The sequence below is a fragment of the Paenibacillus sp. AK121 genome, assembly GCF_019042715.1.
Lineage (GTDB): Bacteria > Bacillota > Bacilli > Paenibacillales > Paenibacillaceae > Paenibacillus > Paenibacillus polymyxa_C.
The window spans coordinates 78,245-94,969 of sequence record NZ_JAHPJM010000011.1 but is presented as its reverse complement, the minus strand read 5'-3'; the positions used below and the strand labels follow the sequence as shown (position 1 = coordinate 94,969).

The 16,725-nt window shown below is 44.5% G+C and carries 12 protein-coding genes; 9 read left to right on the top strand and 3 right to left on the bottom strand.

Features of this window, described 5'->3' with window-relative positions; genetic code table 11:
* Positions 1–134: 134 nt before the first annotated feature.
* Positions 135–479 carry a hypothetical protein gene (locus tag KSP24_RS18775; protein ID WP_016820169.1) on the top strand — a complete coding sequence of 115 codons (345 nt, stop codon included), beginning with the start codon at positions 135–137 and terminating at the stop codon, positions 477–479.
* A 92-nt stretch (positions 480–571) separates the two neighbouring features.
* Here the strand turns inward: KSP24_RS18775 and KSP24_RS18770 are convergent, their stop codons facing one another.
* Positions 572–2,665 carry a pectate lyase family protein gene (locus tag KSP24_RS18770; protein ID WP_216976210.1) on the bottom strand — a complete coding sequence of 698 codons (2,094 nt, stop codon included), beginning with the start codon at positions 2,663–2,665 and terminating at the stop codon, positions 572–574.
* A gap of 340 nt (positions 2,666–3,005) precedes the next feature.
* Between KSP24_RS18770 and KSP24_RS18765 the strand changes: the two genes are divergently transcribed.
* The 8 genes from KSP24_RS18765 (at position 3,006) to lacZ (ending at position 14,392) form a co-directional block, all read left to right on the top strand.
* Positions 3,006–3,527 (top strand): ClbS/DfsB family four-helix bundle protein, encoded by a 522-nt coding sequence (locus KSP24_RS18765; RefSeq protein ID WP_216976208.1) that lies wholly within the window; start codon positions 3,006–3,008, stop codon positions 3,525–3,527.
* 75 nt (positions 3,528–3,602) lie between these two features.
* Entirely contained in the window at positions 3,603–4,238 is a 636-nt protein-coding gene (gene udk, locus KSP24_RS18760) for a uridine kinase (protein ID WP_013368919.1), read from the top strand.
* A gap of 236 nt (positions 4,239–4,474) precedes the next feature.
* On the top strand, positions 4,475–6,040 hold the full coding sequence (locus KSP24_RS18755) for a response regulator transcription factor (RefSeq protein ID WP_216976206.1): 1,566 nt from the start codon (positions 4,475–4,477) through the stop codon (positions 6,038–6,040).
* Between the two features lie 39 nt (positions 6,041–6,079).
* Positions 6,080–7,894, top strand: coding sequence for a cache domain-containing sensor histidine kinase (locus tag KSP24_RS18750; protein WP_216976204.1), 1,815 nt, complete (start codon positions 6,080–6,082; stop codon positions 7,892–7,894).
* Positions 7,895–8,187: 293 nt separating this feature from the next.
* Positions 8,188–9,477 carry an ABC transporter substrate-binding protein gene (locus KSP24_RS18745; protein ID WP_013368916.1) on the top strand — a complete coding sequence of 430 codons (1,290 nt, stop codon included), beginning with the start codon at positions 8,188–8,190 and terminating at the stop codon, positions 9,475–9,477.
* A 101-nt stretch (positions 9,478–9,578) separates the two neighbouring features.
* Positions 9,579–10,475 carry a carbohydrate ABC transporter permease gene (locus KSP24_RS18740; protein ID WP_013368915.1) on the top strand — a complete coding sequence of 299 codons (897 nt, stop codon included), beginning with the start codon at positions 9,579–9,581 and terminating at the stop codon, positions 10,473–10,475.
* A complete protein-coding gene (locus KSP24_RS18735) occupies positions 10,472–11,296 on the top strand; it encodes a carbohydrate ABC transporter permease (protein ID WP_013368914.1) in 825 nt (274 codons plus the stop codon). The genes KSP24_RS18740 and KSP24_RS18735 overlap by 4 nt, the downstream gene beginning before the upstream one ends.
* Positions 11,297–11,347: 51 nt before the next feature.
* A complete protein-coding gene (gene lacZ / locus KSP24_RS18730) occupies positions 11,348–14,392 on the top strand; it encodes a beta-galactosidase, LacZ type (protein WP_216976202.1) in 3,045 nt (1,014 codons plus the stop codon).
* 173 nt (positions 14,393–14,565) lie between these two features.
* On the opposite strand, the gene KSP24_RS18725 is transcribed toward lacZ, so the two are convergent.
* Both KSP24_RS18725 and KSP24_RS18720 read right to left on the bottom strand, forming a co-directional pair.
* The gene (locus KSP24_RS18725) at positions 14,566–16,182 is read right to left on the bottom strand and encodes a DUF4179 domain-containing protein (RefSeq protein WP_064962703.1); all 1,617 of its coding nucleotides are present in this window, start codon (positions 16,180–16,182) and stop codon (positions 14,566–14,568) included.
* Complete coding sequence (locus KSP24_RS18720; RefSeq protein ID WP_058831139.1) at positions 16,166–16,684, bottom strand: RNA polymerase sigma factor; 519 nt, start codon at positions 16,682–16,684, stop codon at positions 16,166–16,168. The genes KSP24_RS18725 and KSP24_RS18720 overlap by 17 nt, the downstream gene beginning before the upstream one ends.
* Positions 16,685–16,725: the final 41 nt, after the last annotated feature.

Below are 16,725 nucleotides of genomic sequence, written 5' to 3'. Positions count from 1 at the left end.
CGAACTATAATGTATATGAAGTACCAGTTTGAGTTCACTACATGCCTATTTTTAGGAAGCCGTAGTTTATAGCACGGTCCAAAGCTCCTTTGTGTGCATTTACTATCTCATCACAACAAAGGAGTTGATTTGAAGTGGCCATTCGTCCTCCACAAACGCTGAAATCTACGGGCAGAAAGGTTCCTGTTACGAGATATCGCAATGTGAGTCCAACACAAACCCTTCGTAGATTTACAGTTATCTGGGCTAACAATGATGGTGTACCTTTTAACACGTCTGGATTTTTTGCAACACTCCGGCGTTTAGATGGAACCTTTGTTCAAGCTGCAGGCTTCGACCGCTTTGGTACTGCCCGATTCAACAGAGTCCGCACACCTACGAACCAGCCTTATATTCTGCGTACTTTTAGAGATGATGGAGTATTATTCCGCGTTAGATCCGTACCTGCTGGCGTATCCTCATTTGTCGTTATTGGTTAAGTTCGTACCGAACGCAGCCTAGACGTAGTTAACAAAAAAAGCAGTCAGGAACAGAGCGTATCTGTCCTGACTGCTTTTTTCAAACTACCTACCTACTCAGAATCTTCTTCTACTTGTACGTCTTTCGTAGCGGCTGTATTGTACACCGTTTTGAGCCAGTTCTCACTCGACCAGTTCAGCTTGCCTGCGCCCGCTCCATCCTTGGCCTGCAATTGAGCAACCAGGTTGGCAGGGTCTTCGGCTGTATAGCTGTATGGCAACGTTGTGAACCCATTCCAAGAGAAGCTCTTAGCCTTCGCTGGATAAGGAGCTACCGGGCTATTCGCAGCGTCACTCCCTCCTCTAAACACGGCACCGTTGTCCGAAAAGATAACATCCTCGGCTTTGATTTTACCTGTATAATCCGCTTTGTTAGGGTCTTTTTGATTATTACGCACTGGAGAAAACACATCTATTAAATACGATTTTTCTAGCAACACCGCCCCGTTTTCTGTTGAAATCGCACCATTACCCACGACGTCAAAATGGTACCCTTTGGCAGCGATCGCTTTGGCCATGTCGGACGTAATTCTTTTTTTAGCTCTGGCCAATCCGGCATCATCCATAACGATGTTATATGCATGAGCATTACCACCGCGCAAACGTGGCATACGGTCTTGAATATCCAGATAGTAATTATGATGCAGCGTCACTTCCAAATCCGCATTGTCGCCTGCCATTTCCGTGGCACCCACCAGATGCGCTTTCTTTTGTCCTGCTGCAATATCAATGATATCTTCTTTACTCATGCCCACTGCACTGCTTCTCAAATAAGCGTACATAGGATAGGAGGACCTATCTGCTTCCATGGCATTGACTTGTTGGGTTACCCAGCTGTTGGAGCTGCGGTCATCTCCTTTGAACAAGGACCAGGAAATCGTAACTCCGTTACTGCCCTTTTTCACATCTACCAGGCCATCATAGGCTTTGTTAAATGTACAATGGTCGATCCATACCTTAGAGCTTGCACCTTCGATGGTAATATAATCCCAGTCATTCTTGTCATAGTTTCCTTTGGTTGCTTCATCCCATTCCCACAGTTCATCAAATTCAAGGTTACGGAAAATCAAATTAGAGCTTCGTTTGATGACAAAACCGGCATGCTTGATTTTCGCACCATTGGCCGAGAAAATCGTAACTCCATTCATATTCTCGATATAGACTTTGCTCACCCCTGTCTTTTTCAGAACAGGATGTGTTTGTACAGGATTGTTGGCGCTAAATGGCATTGCCTTCGCAGCGCTAGGGATTTCATTCCAGCCAAGATCCAGATCGTTCATAATTTCAATCACTTTAACTTTGCTGCCTTTTTTCAGTGCTTCGTTGAGATCCACAGCATTGTACACCTTTTTGTAATTAGTATCAGTATCGGTAATGTTCCCACCACCTGTATTACCATACGAAAAGCCAGTCAAATTATAATTATTTTTGGAGGTTACACCGGGGTCCATCCCTGGAGTTGGTTGTTCTGTACCCGGTGTCGGCTTCACAGGTGGTGTACTTGCATTCCCTTCTGAAGAAGCACCCGATACAATCACATTGTCGAACTGGGCAACTGCTTTAGACGTTACCAGACCCATAGCTCCAGCAGTGAGACTAGTGTCTGTGGCGGACAACTCCAGCTGATCATTAACATACATTTTGATTTCCGAATCGGATAGCTCCAGCTTCACTCTGTACCATGTATTGGTGTCTAGTTTGTATTTTTTATTGGTAGCCAATGTCTTCATAGAGCCTTTAACCTTTTTACGAATCTCAAGGGCTCCGCCTTTCTTATTGTACAACGATGCTGCATAGAAATTGTTTGAATCTGTGTATCTACCTGCCACATATACTCGATTAGAGCCATTAAAATCATTTACATATACATCTGCTTGCACACTATAATTCGTCCATGAGGTATTGCCTTTAACGGAATGGCTTTCGCTTCGACTAGATTGTTGGTATGTAGAACCATTTCCGTCCTTGACCACAGACCAGTTCCCTGAACCTGCAGACCATCCTTGAGCTTCTCCTTGTTCAAAATCATCACTTACCTGTACATTCTCATCAGCCTGTGCATGGCCTAAAAGCGGTAGTGATAAAGACAGTGCCAACGTACTGCTTAACATTACACTTGCACATTTTTTTAACAAACTCGATTTCATATCACAATTCCCTTCTCAATTAGATTCATGAATACTAAATCAAACAGTATATAACGTACTGATGGATGGAATCATATCCACACACCAATGAGGGCCCTAATCGCTATACTCCAATAATTATAGGCACTTAAATAAATATTAAAATATGTCTAATTACTTATCTTTTGTCTTAATTTTTCTATTAATTTTTCGTTCTTTTTCGCGAACACACCAAATGATGTTTCATAAAATCACAAAAAACGAGATTTTTTTATTTTTGAATAAGACATACGGTTGTCATATTGAGAATGGTACATATAAAGGAGTGAGTATCACCCATATCATGTAAAGGAGCGATTAGATGTCTAGCTACGAATATGCTTCCAAATCAGAGTTAAAAGAAGCCATTCATACCTCCTACTTACGGTTTGACAGTGAGTTCCAAGAGATCGACGAAAGCCACAAGGATACTCGAATCGACGAAGTCGATAAAACACCCGCAGAGATGATTGCCTACCAGCTCGGATGGCTTCATCTTGTCATGAGTTGGGACAGAGACGAACGGGAGGGAAAAACCGTCATCATGCCCGCCCCGAATTATAAGTGGAATAGACTAGGCGAACTATACCAATCATTCTACAAGACCTATTCCCACCACTCTCTAAATGAATTACGAGATATGTTCAAGGTGGCTGAGCAAACGTGGCTGGATTGGGTGGACACACTCAGTCATGAAGAACTCTTCACCCAGGGCGTTCACAAGTGGACGGGCACCAATCCGAACTGGCCTATGGCGAGATGGATTCACATCAACTCTGTAGCACCGTTTAAAACATTCAGAGCCAAGATACGGAAATGGAAGAAATACAACGCGCAACAGTGATGAAAAAAAGTGTGCATTGTGCTACAATACTTTAGTTGTATCGGGATACATTTAGGGAAGGGTAAGTGAAACGCCATGCTTATTATTGGTATTGCCGGCGGTACAGGTTCCGGTAAATCGACAGTCGCACGCGCTGTCGTTGAGCGTCTGGGATCTAATAAAGTGACTTTCATATCTCAGGATAACTACTATAAAGACCATTCACATCTGAGTTATGACGAACGTGCTTTGGTCAACTATGATCATCCGTTTGCCTTTGACAACGACTTGCTGATTGAGCATCTCCAATGTCTAAAAAAAGGACAAGCAACTCAAGCGCCCGTGTATGACTTTACGGTTCATGCCCGCTCCACGGACGAGACGGTAGAGCTTTTGCCGAATCATATCGTTATGTTGGAAGGTCTGCACGTACTGTCAGACGAAAAACTCCGCAGCCTGCTTGATATTAAGGTATTTGTGGATACGGATCCTGATGTGCGCATTCTTCGTCGGGTTCTTCGTGATATTGAGGAACGCGGTCGCACCATCCATTCGATCCATGACCACTATTTGACGACGGTTAAGCCAATGCACGAAGCATTTATTGAGCCTTCCAAGAAATACGCCGACCTGATCCTGCCTGAGGGCGGACATAACGAGGTTGGCATTCAACTGCTGTCTATTTTGACTGAAAAATATTTGGCAGGAGATCGGACCTGGGGTACTGTATAAATAATCCCGGTTGTCCAGGCTGTCGAGATCTTCTCGGCAGCCTTTTTTGGTCTTTAATATGCCATTGGAACTAAATTATCTTTGGAATCGCCATGTCGTTTATGTTAGCATGTAAAGATTATATGCTTTAGATTTTAGTTAAAGTTGGAAGCGTTATCAAGTGTGTCTGTCAGATGATCAGGCCCTCGCCTTAATGGCGTCTTTTTTGAATAGATATAATTATGGAGAGTGCTGTCATGAATGAGCTATGCAACATTTTGATTGTAGATGATGAGATATTGGTGCGGCAAGGGATCAAGCATCATTTGTCGTGGGAACAATACGGATTTCGAATTGTAGGTGAGGCCTCCAACGGGAAAGAGGCGCTGGAGCTGATTGAAGCCTTACGTCCTCATATTATCATTACGGATATCGTGATGCCGATCATGGACGGCGAGGAGCTGACACGCATAGTCAGACAGAACTATCCAGATATCGAGGTCATTGTGCTCAGCAGCTACGGCGAGTTTAATTACGTACGCTCCACCTTTCAGCAAGGTGTGGCTGACTATATTTTGAAGCCCAAGCTGGACACAGATGAGCTGCTTCAAGTGCTTCAGCGAACGGCCCGCAAAATCCCATCCATTCAGTATCAAGAAGATGCTGGTGGTAATCAAATTACGATAGACCATGTGATCGAAAAATTGATCTCCGGCTATAGCATAGATTATGACGCTGAACTGCTGAAGCAAGCATTTCCTTATCCCCGTTTTGCGCTCATAGGTATAGAACAGTCGGTACAGCAAGATAAGGGGCGCTCTACTACTACCTCTGCTTCGGACCTATTTTCCAAGCTTACAGATCGGTTAGCCTCTGCTTGTGAACACATGGTTCTGCGACAACTGCCATCTGATGTCTATACAGCTGTTTTTTTAGCCAATTTGGAGCCACGGGAATTAGACGCCTGGATGGCTGCGGTTAGGGAAGTTGCTCAAGAAACGAAGCAGATTGATTCACAGACAGGCTGGGCGGTCAGCCATCTATTTGATGATTTTAACCAGATTAGCAATGTCTATCAGGATGAGCTGCCGAAGCTGCTAAGTTACAGGTTTTATTTCCCAGAAACGGCGCTACTGATGGAAGATGAACTCCCTCAGCCTGTTCAGGTGAATAGTTCGTTTAACCTAAAACAGTTTACGGAAGAGATGAAGCGTGAGCATTTTGATACGGCTTTTCAGGATTTGAGGTCCTATGTAGCCGCCATGTCCGGTAACTATACCTCTACCGCTTTTGAATTCAAATCGCTGCTCGGAAATATCGTGTTCAACATTACAATTTTGCTCGGGAATCAGGGGTATGATATGAAGGAGCTGGATGCGGCGAAATATTCGTATTTCAAAACAATTAATGAAGCTCCTCATGTACATGAAGCCGTGCGGTTGCTGGAGACTTTTTTGGAGGAAGCGAACCGACAGATCCTGGCCAAAACACAGCAAGGAAGTAGTGCAAGCATGAAAAAACTGCTGGAGTATATTGAGGAACATCATGCTGAAACACTCAATTTGACGACCCTTGGGCAATATTTTCATTTTAACCCCTCTTATTTGTCCAGTTATTTTACGGCACACCATACAGAGGGATTTAGCGAGTATCTGAACAAAATCCGGGTTGAGAAGGCTGCTGAATTACTGCGATCGGGGACGCTGCCCATTTCAGATATTAGTAGTACAGTAGGTTATTCGGACCCCAGCTATTTTACTAAAGTGTTCAAAAAAGTGAAGGGCTACTCACCCAGCCAGTACCGCCGGGAGCATCTCCATTAGAGAGCAAGCGCATATCTGCCAGCAGAAAAGAGATTAAATATGAAAAGATATATCCACAAGATCAAATATCAAGGTCTGTTCTTCAAAATCTTTATTGTTATGGTGGTCAGCATCACTGCGGTGTCCTTGCTGACCTCTTTGGTGACGATTCGAATGTCTGAACGACTATTCGCTGAGACATTCAGTATTACGAATGCCAAGGTGCTTAGCCAGATTCAATCCGGCTTTGAATCCTTCAATGACTCTATCGTGAATGCTGTAACCCATGCTTCGGAAAATGGAACCGTCAAAAACTATTTGACTGGCGGCCAATCTGACTCGATTAACTCGGCAAGGATTTACTTTGGTATGGCACAGCAAATGAAGCAAATTAAATCGAACGTCGATGCTTATGATGTCGGTGTCGCTGTAACAGGGATGAACGGTCGGAGCTTTTACTCCGACTCGTCCTATTGGCCTGTAACTGCGGAACAGCTTAAGAGCAGTGCCATTACAGCCCGAAGCGTGGCACGACCAGCACAGCTTATGTATCAAATGGATACGGAGTTGTTTCATCAACAAATGAATAGCACTGCACAGAAGCCAACTCCCTATATTATTGCCTCCAAAGTATTTATGGAGCGAACGAGCGGCACCATGTACGGTATGATCTACATCGCTATCCGAGAGCCGGAATTTCGGCGTTTTTATAACAATTTCACGAGTAATGGTAATGATGTGCTGATTTTGGACAAATCAGGACTGATTGTATCAAGCAACCGCCAGGACCTGATCGGACAACGCTCCAGTGAACTGCTGGGCTATGCCACCAAAATCAATGAACAGGGACTGAACTATATTAATGCAGATGTGATGAATAAGGAGAGTATCGTTCTTTCCAACTATATTCCTTCATTTGATTTTTATCTGGTGAACATGATCGATAGACAAACGGCGGTTGGGCAAATTATTGACGTTAAATCTGTTGTATGGATCTGTATCGCCATCGTACTGATTGCTTTGGTGATTGTTTTCCTCATTTCCCGTCGCCTGATCCGTTCACTGACTCGGCTGGTCAAGCAAATGTCGACGATACGCGAGAAAAATTTTGATAATTATATCCCGGTCACAGGCAGCTACGAGGTCAGACAATTAAGTCATGCTTACAACTACATGCTCGATGAACTAAATGATTATATTCATAAGCTTTTAGAAACGCAAAAAGGCCAACGAAATGCAGAGCTTGCTGCACTACAACGGCAGATCAATCCACATTTTCTGTACAATACATTGGCTTCCATCAAAATGCTAGTGCTCAAAGGAAACAAGGAAACCGCCGCCGAGACGATTAATGCGCTCATTTCCCTGCTGCAAAATACAATCAGCAATGTGAGCGAAACGATCACCATCGAGCAGGAAATGGACAACATGCAAAATTATGTATTTATTAATCATGTACGTTACGGGCAGCGGGTACAAGTGAATTATTTTGTATCCCCCGATTGTCTGGAGTACCATGTGCCCAAGCTCATCATTCAGCCTTTTATCGAAAACTCCTTTTTCCATGCCTTTAATGAGAAAAATGCAGGGCACATCTATATATTGGTGTCCAAAACAGAGGATACATTGATCTGTGAGGTGGTCGACGATGGAGACGGTATGGATTTGGATGGGCATACAGCGCAGGACGGACTGCCGAATCCTAAGAGCAAACGCCAACTATTTACGGGCATCGGCATCCAGAATGTTCACAATCGCATTACCCTTCTGTATGGAGAAGATTATGGAGTGACCATCTCCAGCAAGAAGGGCGAAGGCACCAAAGTTAGAATGACCCTACCACTGATCATAAAACCCGCCCCTCCTACCTCATAAAAAATATAGGCTGAACTAAACAAGAAGGTGAAACAAGAACGGAGCGGGCGGAATGACGCTTCGTGAAGAACTTTAGTTCAGTCTATAAAAAGTACCTAAAACTAAAGAAAGTACAAATGTAAGCGGTGCCTTTTTAGATAAATCATAATAATAAGACCAATCTGTATAAAGATATTCCTAACTGCCAGCAAAGCAAGGATGATAAACTAAATTTATAAACAAGGTAACCGCTTTCAAAAGAAGTTTTACATCATGGTTAGCAACATATAAAAAAAGAGTAGGGGTTGAATAAAATGAAAAAAATGTCTTTCCTTCTGCTGATTGCAAGCTTGATCTTGCTCTCCGCATGCTCCAGCAATTCTGAAAAAGCAGCTACGACTACAGATTCAGGCAAGAAAGAAATCACAGTTTGGGCTTGGGACCCGAACTTTAATATCGCAGCCCTGAAGCTGGCAAAAGATCGCTATGTTGCCAAACATCCAGATGTAACCGTAAACATTGTTGAATATGCTCAAAACGATATCGTACAAAAAATGAATGCCGGCCTCAACTCCGGTTCTACTAAAGGATTGCCGAACGTGGTTCTAATTGAGGATTACCGGGCACAGAACTTCCTGCAAGCCTATCCCGATTCTTTCCATGATATGACTAATTCGATCAAAGCATCCGACTTCGCGGATTATAAAATCGGGCCAACCAGCTACAACGGCAAGCAGTATGGAGTTCCATTTGACTCCGGCGTTATGGGATTGTATGTAAGAACGGATTATCTGGAACAAGCCGGCTACAAAGTAGCGGACTTGACCAATATTGATTGGGACAAATTTATTGAAATCGGTAAAGCTGTAAAACAAAAAACAGGCAAAGATATGCTGACTCAAGATCCGAATGACCTGGGTCTGATCCGTGGCATGATCCAAACTGCAGGTTCTTGGTACCTGAAAGAAGACGGTAAAACACCAAACCTGGCTGGTAATCCAGCTCTAAAAGAAGCACTCTTGACGTACAAATCCTTGTTCGACGCTAACATTGTTAAAATGAATGCCGACTGGAGTCAATTCTTGGCCGCGTTCAACAGCGGTGCAGTTGCCTCCGTACCTACAGGTAACTGGATTACGCCTTCGATTAAAGCTGAAGCTTCGCAATCCGGTAAATGGGCTGTAGTTCCTTTCCCTAAACTGAAAAATATACCTGAATCCGTTAATGCTTCCAGCCTCGGCGGCAGCTCCTGGTATGTCCTCAACTCGGACGGTCAAGATACCGCTGCTGATTTTCTGAAAGAAACATTCGGTTCAGATCCAGAGCTGTATCAAGATATGCTGAGCAAAATCGGAATTGTCGGTTCATTGAACGCTGCTTCCAGCGGTAAAGCTTATGACGTGGAAGATGCTTACTTCGGTGGCGACAAAGTGTATAAGAAGTTTGCTGATTGGACTAAACAAGTTCCAAAAGTCAATTATGGCCTGCACACTTATGCCATTGAGGACATCATGACCGTTGAAATTCAAAACTACCTGAACGGGAAAGATGTAGACACAGTTCTGAAGGACGCTCAAGGACAAGCGGAAGCACAGCTTAAATAAGACAGTCCATCTAGCCAAGGCTAAACAATAAAACGATAAGCACTTAAAACCTTGGGCTTGCGAGTTCAAGGTTTTATTGCTGCATAGGGAGTTGAAATGGTATGAAGACAGCCGCGCCCAAAATGACTACAACACGTCTCAAAGCAGGTATGACAGGATGGTTGTTCATATCCATCGCAGTGATCATGATTGCCGCTTTTTATTTCTATCCGATGATTCAGGCGCTGATCTTATCCTTTAAAACGGGTACAGGGTCTAATCTGAGTTTTAACGGCATTGATAACTATAAGCGCCTGTTCACCGACAAAATGTTCATCACCGCCGTAAAGAATACGTTTATCTACTTAATTTTCCAGGTACCTTTAATGGTCATTCTGGCTCTGTTCATTTCCGTATTGTTGAACGATAAAAACCTGAAGTTCAAGGGCTTTTTCCGCACCGCCATCTTCTTGCCGTGTATCACATCTCTTGTAGCCTATTCGGTTGTTTTCAAGTATCTGTTCTCATCTGACGGTTTGGTAAACTCCTTGTTGCTGAATCTGCATGTGATTGGTACGCCAATCCAATGGATTACAGATCCCTTCTGGGCCAAAGTAACAATTATTATCGCGATCACATGGCGCTGGACCGGGTACAACATGATCTTTTATCTGTCGGGTCTTCAGAACATTGACAGCTCTATCTACGAAGCAGCCCGCATTGACGGAGCTTCCCCGATTCGGCAGTTTTTCAGCATTACCGTTCCACTGCTTAAGCCGATTATACTGTTCACCTCGATTACATCGACGATTGGTACACTCCAGCTCTTCGATGAAATTATGAATATTACGAAGGGTGGGCCCGGTAACGCGACATCTTCTATTTCGCAATATATCTATAATCTGTCCTTCAAGTATTCATCCGACTTTGGTTATGCGGCGACCGTATCTTATTCCATCGTCATTATGATCATTATCTTGTCGATTATCCAGTTTAAAGTGGCAGGTGAGAAAAAATGATGAAAACAAAAAGAGCATTTACGTACGCCTTTCTGATTCTTGTATCATTCATTTCGATTTTCCCGTTCCTGTGGATGCTATCCAGCTCCACGAACCTGTCAGTCGATGTGACCAAAGGCAAGCTTCTGCCTGGCTCCCATCTGATGGATAACATGCACAATCTGCTGGAACAAGTAGACATCGTTACTGCACTCAGTAATTCTGCAAAGGTTTCCATCTCAACGACGTTGCTAGCTATGCTCATTGCATCACTGGCTGGCTATGGCTTTGAAATTTACAGAAGCAAAGCGAAAGACGTTGTCTTCAATATCCTGCTGATGTCGATGATGATTCCGTTTGCGGCAATCATGATCCCGCTTTACCGGATGTTCGGCAGCATTTCTAATGTCATACCATGGATCGGCATTGATACGCTCTCTTCTGTCGTTATTCCGACTGTAACTACGGCGTTCCTGATCTTCTTTTTCCGTCAAAGCACCAAGATGTTTCCCAAGGATCTGCTGGAAGCTGGCCGGATGGATGGATTATCCGAGCTGGGTCTGTTCTTCCGGGTGTATATGCCTACGATGAAAACAACCTATGCCGCTGCCGCAATCATCACGTTCATGTCCAGCTGGAACAACTACCTCTGGCCTCTGATTGTACTGCAAACGCCAGAAAATCAAACCATCCCGCTGTTGATCTCGAACCTCGGCTCCAGCTATGCACCGGACTACGGCGTTATCATGATCGCCATTGTCCTGTCCACATTGCCGACTGCACTGGTATTCTTCCTAATGCAGAAGCACTTTGTCGCAGGTATGGTCGGCTCGGTAAAATAATAGATTTGTGTGTACGGTCTTCATTCAATTTAAAAATAAGGAGTGTTCGCCTTGACCATTCATACCCCTAGTCTGGACTGGCTCACCGATGTGACCAAGTTCGCGGTAAATCGCTTGCCTGCCTATTCCGACCATAAGTATTACGCCACGCTTCAGGAAGCAGAGCACCAGGCCGATATGGCCTGGCGTCACAGCCTGAATGGGAGCTGGAAGTTCAACTATGCGACGAATCCGGCCACTCGCCCAGTAGAATTCTATGCCCCTGACTTTGAGTATGGCGGCTGGAGCGATATTCAGGTACCAGGTCATATTCAGACACAAGGCTTCGGCCAAATGCAGTACGCCAATACGATGTACCCGTGGGACGGACATTCGGACGTTCGTCCACCCCATATTCCAGAAGACCACAATCCGGTCGGTAGCTATATCAAAAGATTTGTTTTGCCCGAAAATATGGCTTCTGACGCGCAACCTGTGTTCATCTCTTTTCAAGGTGTCGAGTCGGCCTTCTATGTATGGCTAAACGGACAATTTGTCGGTTACAGCGAGGACAGTTTTACACCGTCTGACTTTGAGCTAACACCCTACCTGCAAGCTGGTGAAAACAAGCTGGCGGTAGAGGTATATCAAAGAAGTACAGGAGCTTGGCTGGAGGATCAGGATTTTTGGCGTTTTTCCGGCATTTTCAGAGACGTATATCTATACACGATCCCTACTGTTCACGTACGCGACCTGCATGCCAAGGCGGATCTGGATGCTACCTACACGCAGGGCCTGCTGGAATTGAAACTGACTTTGGAACAACCGGCAACGGCCCATACAACTGTCGATGTGAAGGATGCCGCCGGTCATGTCGTAGCTTGTTTAAAAGCTGACTTTACAGACGGCATCGCCTCGCTGTCGGCAACCTTGGAGCAAGTAGAGCGCTGGAGCGCGGAGAAACCTTATTTGTACACGTTGTTCATTCAAATTTATGATGCTGATGGATCACTTGTCGAGGTGATCCCACAAAAGGTCGGCTTCCGCAAATTCGAGATGGTCAACAAGGTCATGCATCTGAACGGCAAGCGCATCGTCTTTAAAGGTGTGAACCGTCATGAATTTAACGCTCGTACCGGACGTGCGATTTCCCGTGAAGATATGCTGTGGGATATTCGGACACTCAAGCAGAACAATATGAACGCTGTCCGTACCTCTCATTACCCGAATCAGACACTGTGGTATGAGCTCTGCGATGAATACGGGATATACGTGATTGACGAAATGAACTTGGAAACACACGGTTCCTGGCAAAAACTCGGCGCAGTCGAGCCTTCGTGGAATATTCCGGCCAATCTGCCGGAGTGGCAGGATATCGTTATGGATCGCGCCATTTCCATGCTGGAACGGGACAAAAACCATGCATCCATTCTGATCTGGTCTTGCGGAAATGAGTCGTATGCAGGTGAAGTGCTGCGCAATGTCGCTAACTATTTCCGGTCCACCGATCCGAGCCGTCTGGTACACTACGAAGGCGTGTTTCACAATCGTACGTACGATGATACCAGCGATATGGAGAGCCGGATGTACGCCAAGCCCGCAGATATTGAGCAATACTTAAACGATAATCCACAAAAGCCGTATATCAGTTGCGAATACATGCATGCAATGGGCAATTCCGTAGGCGGCATGCACAAGTATACCGAGCTGGAGAACAAATATGAGCTGTATCAGGGCGGTTTTATTTGGGATTATATCGATCAGGCGGTTATGAAAAAAGATCGCTACGGACGCGAGTACCTGGCGATCGGCGGCGACTTTGACGACCGTCCAACAGACTATGGTTTCTGTACAGACGGAATTGTCTATGCAGACCGGAAGGTTTCACCGAAGATGCAGGAGGTCAAATTCCTGTACCAAAATCTGAAGCTCATCCCGGATACCAAAGGTGTGACCATTCGCAACGAAAACCTGTTCGAGGGTACAGGAGACTATGAACTGGTATACAGCCTGCTGCATGAAGGTCAAGAGATCGCGCGAAATGTGAGTCATGTGGATGTGGCGGCTCAGACCGAAGCCTATATTCCATTGACGTTCCCAAGCACAGACGAGAAGCCTGGGGAATATGTCATTCACACGGCGCTTGTATTGAAGGAAGCGACGCTCTGGGCTGAGGCTGGGCATGAAGTGGCCTTTGGGCAACATATTTTCATTGTGGAAGATCCAAATCCGCTGAAAGCTCCAATAGCTGGAGCCCTACGAGTGGTGCATGGTGATGTAAATATTGGCGTTTACGGTACAGATTTCACCATCATGTTCTCCAAAGGAGCAGGCAGCCTGACTTCACTTCGCTACGCTGGACGTGAGATGATCGCTACGCCTCCTGCCCCGCTGTTCTGGCGAGCGACCACAGACAATGATCGGGGAACGGCACTGGGTTTTGAAGCTGGTGGTTGGTTCGCCGCAAGCCTGACGCGTAAATGTGTGGATATCGAGGTTACGGAAGAGCAGACAGACCGTGTGACCATTACGTTCCGCTACACCCTAAGCATTCATGCTGACGTACAGGTAACGGTAACCTACACCGTCCTGGCGGATGGCAGTTTGAACGTAAAATCCACCTATGAAGGTGTATCAGGGCTGCCTAACCTGCCGATCTTTGCCCTTTCGTTCAAGGTTCCAGCGGACTATCGCCATCTGGACTGGTATGCGATGGGACCGGAGGAAAATTACATCGACCGAGCCTTTGGTGCTAGACTCGGCGTATTCCGTAACGAAGCTGCGGATAATGTGTCCGGGTATGTCGTGTCACAGGAATCCGGCAACCGTACAGGCGTGCGCCGGGTCGATATTACCGACGACTCCCAGCGAGGCATTCGCATTACCGCACCTGCTACCGCACCAGTGGAATGCAATATTTCACCGTATACAGCGTTTGAGCTGGAAAGTGCAGGCCATCTGTATGAACTGCCCAATGTGTATTACACCGTTGTCACCGTAGCTGGCAAGCAAATGGGCGTAGGCGGCGACGACAGCTGGGGAGCCCCGGTACATGAGGAATATCAAATTCCGGCCGATCAAAAGTTGGAATTCGAGTTTACCGTGCAGCGGATATAAATAAACTCTCCGTATAGACAAGTATATGTAATAAAAGCCCTTCCGCTGCTTCCCCTGATGGAAAGCCGGAAGGGCTTTAGTATTTACGTACCAAATAGTTGTACTTATCCTAATCGTATGGACTACTCATCCTAAATTGACCTTACCTGTAGAATAAGCGGTGAACGCCCTATCTATTTCAAAACAACTTCAATATTACGTCCAGGATCGCTGTACTTGTAGAGGCCAGGATTTAGTTCCAATTTTCCGTCTAATTCAATATCTTTATAACGGTCAACATTAACTCCTGTGGATACCATACCCTTCGCAATGATCTCAGGTACTACTTCTTTGCCGTTAATTCGCATCGTTGTTTGGTTGACACCTTTGAAGCCAGGGGAACCGGATTTCGATTCGACAATCAAATCTTTTCCCTCTGTATAGTATGTGAAATCAATTTGATAACCGTCTACATTAAGCTCAGCGAACTGTTTTTCTTCTTTGGGTTTATGAAGAGAAATCCAATTCTTGGAAGTATCACGTTTCTGGATGACAGCATCTTTCAATATAAGTTTCATTGGAACATCAGACCAGTCCTTATACCACTCTGAGGATTCAAATTGATATAAGTGTTGATAATTTTCAGGACCAGCCCCTTTAAGATTCCATCCTCCGTTAATTTTTTTATCACCTATAACCAACTGAGCCGTTTTATAATGGACATTTCCTTTTTTAAGTGAATCACGCTCTGTTACTAGAATTTCAATATCCAAGGGGGTAATAATCAGTTGGTCTAAGGTAGCGCCTGTATTTTCTTGGAATTCAGCGCTGCTATGCAGCTTCTTAGAATAAATCGCTTCACTTGCTTTTTTTCCATCCGCTTCAAATTCGAACTTCCAAGTACCTTCAATTCGTTTTGCTTCCTCAATGTAACAGAAATGAAGGTTTGCCTTTCTCCAATCTTGTGCAGTCATGTTGAATACCTGCTCAATATGCAACTCTGGGCTGTCACTAGGTAGAATGGTTGGGATGGCGTCTATTTCTTTGTCACCCACTTTCATTACCAAATGCGGGTTCCCACGTCCTAAATCGGATGGAGCTGCAGCAACTCTAAAGCGGACAACAGTCTTGTTATTGGTTTGTCGAACGGATTCTATATATATGTTAGGATACTGCTTGGTCCCCGTAACGAGGGTATCCCCAGCTTGATGATTCGTCTTTAAAGGAATATCCTGATTACGATAAAAAATTAGATTCTGTGCCTCAAGTGTATAATCTTTTTTACGATCCTTTAATGTATCAACAGTTTCATAAATGCCTAGGAGTTTCTTGCTTTTAGGATCGTAATTCAAATATCCGTGTGCTCGTTCCTTGTTATTAGAATTGCTAGTTACCATAGTTTTCTCTATAGCAAACCCAATATAACTGCTTGGGTCGGTTCCCGGATCCAGAGAGATGAGCATTTTCATTTTTTCGCCATCTGTTACAACACCATTCAAATTCATCGTAATGCCTGCATTGGTTGCTTTTAGATCATACCGCTGGCCAATACCATTATTTATCGCATTGGTTACACTACGTCCGCCTATTCTATCCCAATTGATAGTCACACTAGCGAATACAGGGATGGCAATGAGCAGAAAACATGAGAATACAATACTCGCAGGAACAATTTTTGTTCTATGCATAGGTGCTTCCTGTGACTGTTGCAGAGTTGCTTTTCGTTTGGTTGCTTCCTGTTCTATATTTACCCACATTGCATCATATTCGGGTTGAGGAATGTGCTGTTCTTTCTCAAAATACCGACTCACTGCTATTCATCTCCTTTACTTGGGATACCACCATTTTTTTTAGCAGTTTAAGCCCTCGATTTAATCTGGATTTAGCTGTTCCTTCGGGTATATTTATAACTCTAGAGATCTCCGGCACAGTCAATTCGTTTACATAACGAAGGACCACGACCATTCGAATTTTATCTGGAAGCTTGTTATATAGCTGGTGTAGCTCTGTCTTAGTTTCTCGATGATATAAGCTCTCTTCTACCGGATTAAATGAATGAGGACGTGACAATAAAAAAGTTCGTATTTCCTTCATCAGCCCAGTTTTTCGCCTTCTAAGCACATTGCTGCACTCATTGGAAGCAATTCGTAAAATCCATGATTTAAGATTTTGTACTTTGGACCTGTCGGCCAAGATTGCTTTGACAAATACCTCCTGGCAAACATCTTCTGCATCTGCTTGATTTTGCATCAGATAATAACAAAAATAATATATCTGTTCCTTATATAGTTCAAACAGCTCTCGATCAGTCATATACGTGCACCTCCCTTGTTGTGGTCTCATCTATTAAGACT

What these genes read in the sequence shown, in the direction of transcription:
- udk (WP_013368919.1), top strand. Translation starts at nt 3,603, where the DNA reads ATGCTTATTATTGGTATTGCCGGCGGTACAGGTTCCGGTAAATCGACA.
- KSP24_RS18770 (WP_216976210.1), bottom strand. Translation starts at nt 2,665, where the DNA reads ATGAAATCGAGTTTGTTAAAAAAATGTGCAAGTGTAATGTTAAGCAGT.
- KSP24_RS18740 (WP_013368915.1), top strand. Translation starts at nt 9,579, where the DNA reads ATGAAGACAGCCGCGCCCAAAATGACTACAACACGTCTCAAAGCAGGT.
- KSP24_RS18735 (WP_013368914.1), top strand. Translation starts at nt 10,472, where the DNA reads ATGATGAAAACAAAAAGAGCATTTACGTACGCCTTTCTGATTCTTGTA.
- KSP24_RS18755 (WP_216976206.1), top strand. Translation starts at nt 4,475, where the DNA reads ATGAATGAGCTATGCAACATTTTGATTGTAGATGATGAGATATTGGTG.
- KSP24_RS18745 (WP_013368916.1), top strand. Translation starts at nt 8,188, where the DNA reads ATGAAAAAAATGTCTTTCCTTCTGCTGATTGCAAGCTTGATCTTGCTC.
- KSP24_RS18720 (WP_058831139.1), bottom strand. Translation starts at nt 16,684, where the DNA reads ATGACTGATCGAGAGCTGTTTGAACTATATAAGGAACAGATATATTAT.
- KSP24_RS18765 (WP_216976208.1), top strand. Translation starts at nt 3,006, where the DNA reads ATGTCTAGCTACGAATATGCTTCCAAATCAGAGTTAAAAGAAGCCATT.
- KSP24_RS18750 (WP_216976204.1), top strand. Translation starts at nt 6,080, where the DNA reads ATGAAAAGATATATCCACAAGATCAAATATCAAGGTCTGTTCTTCAAA.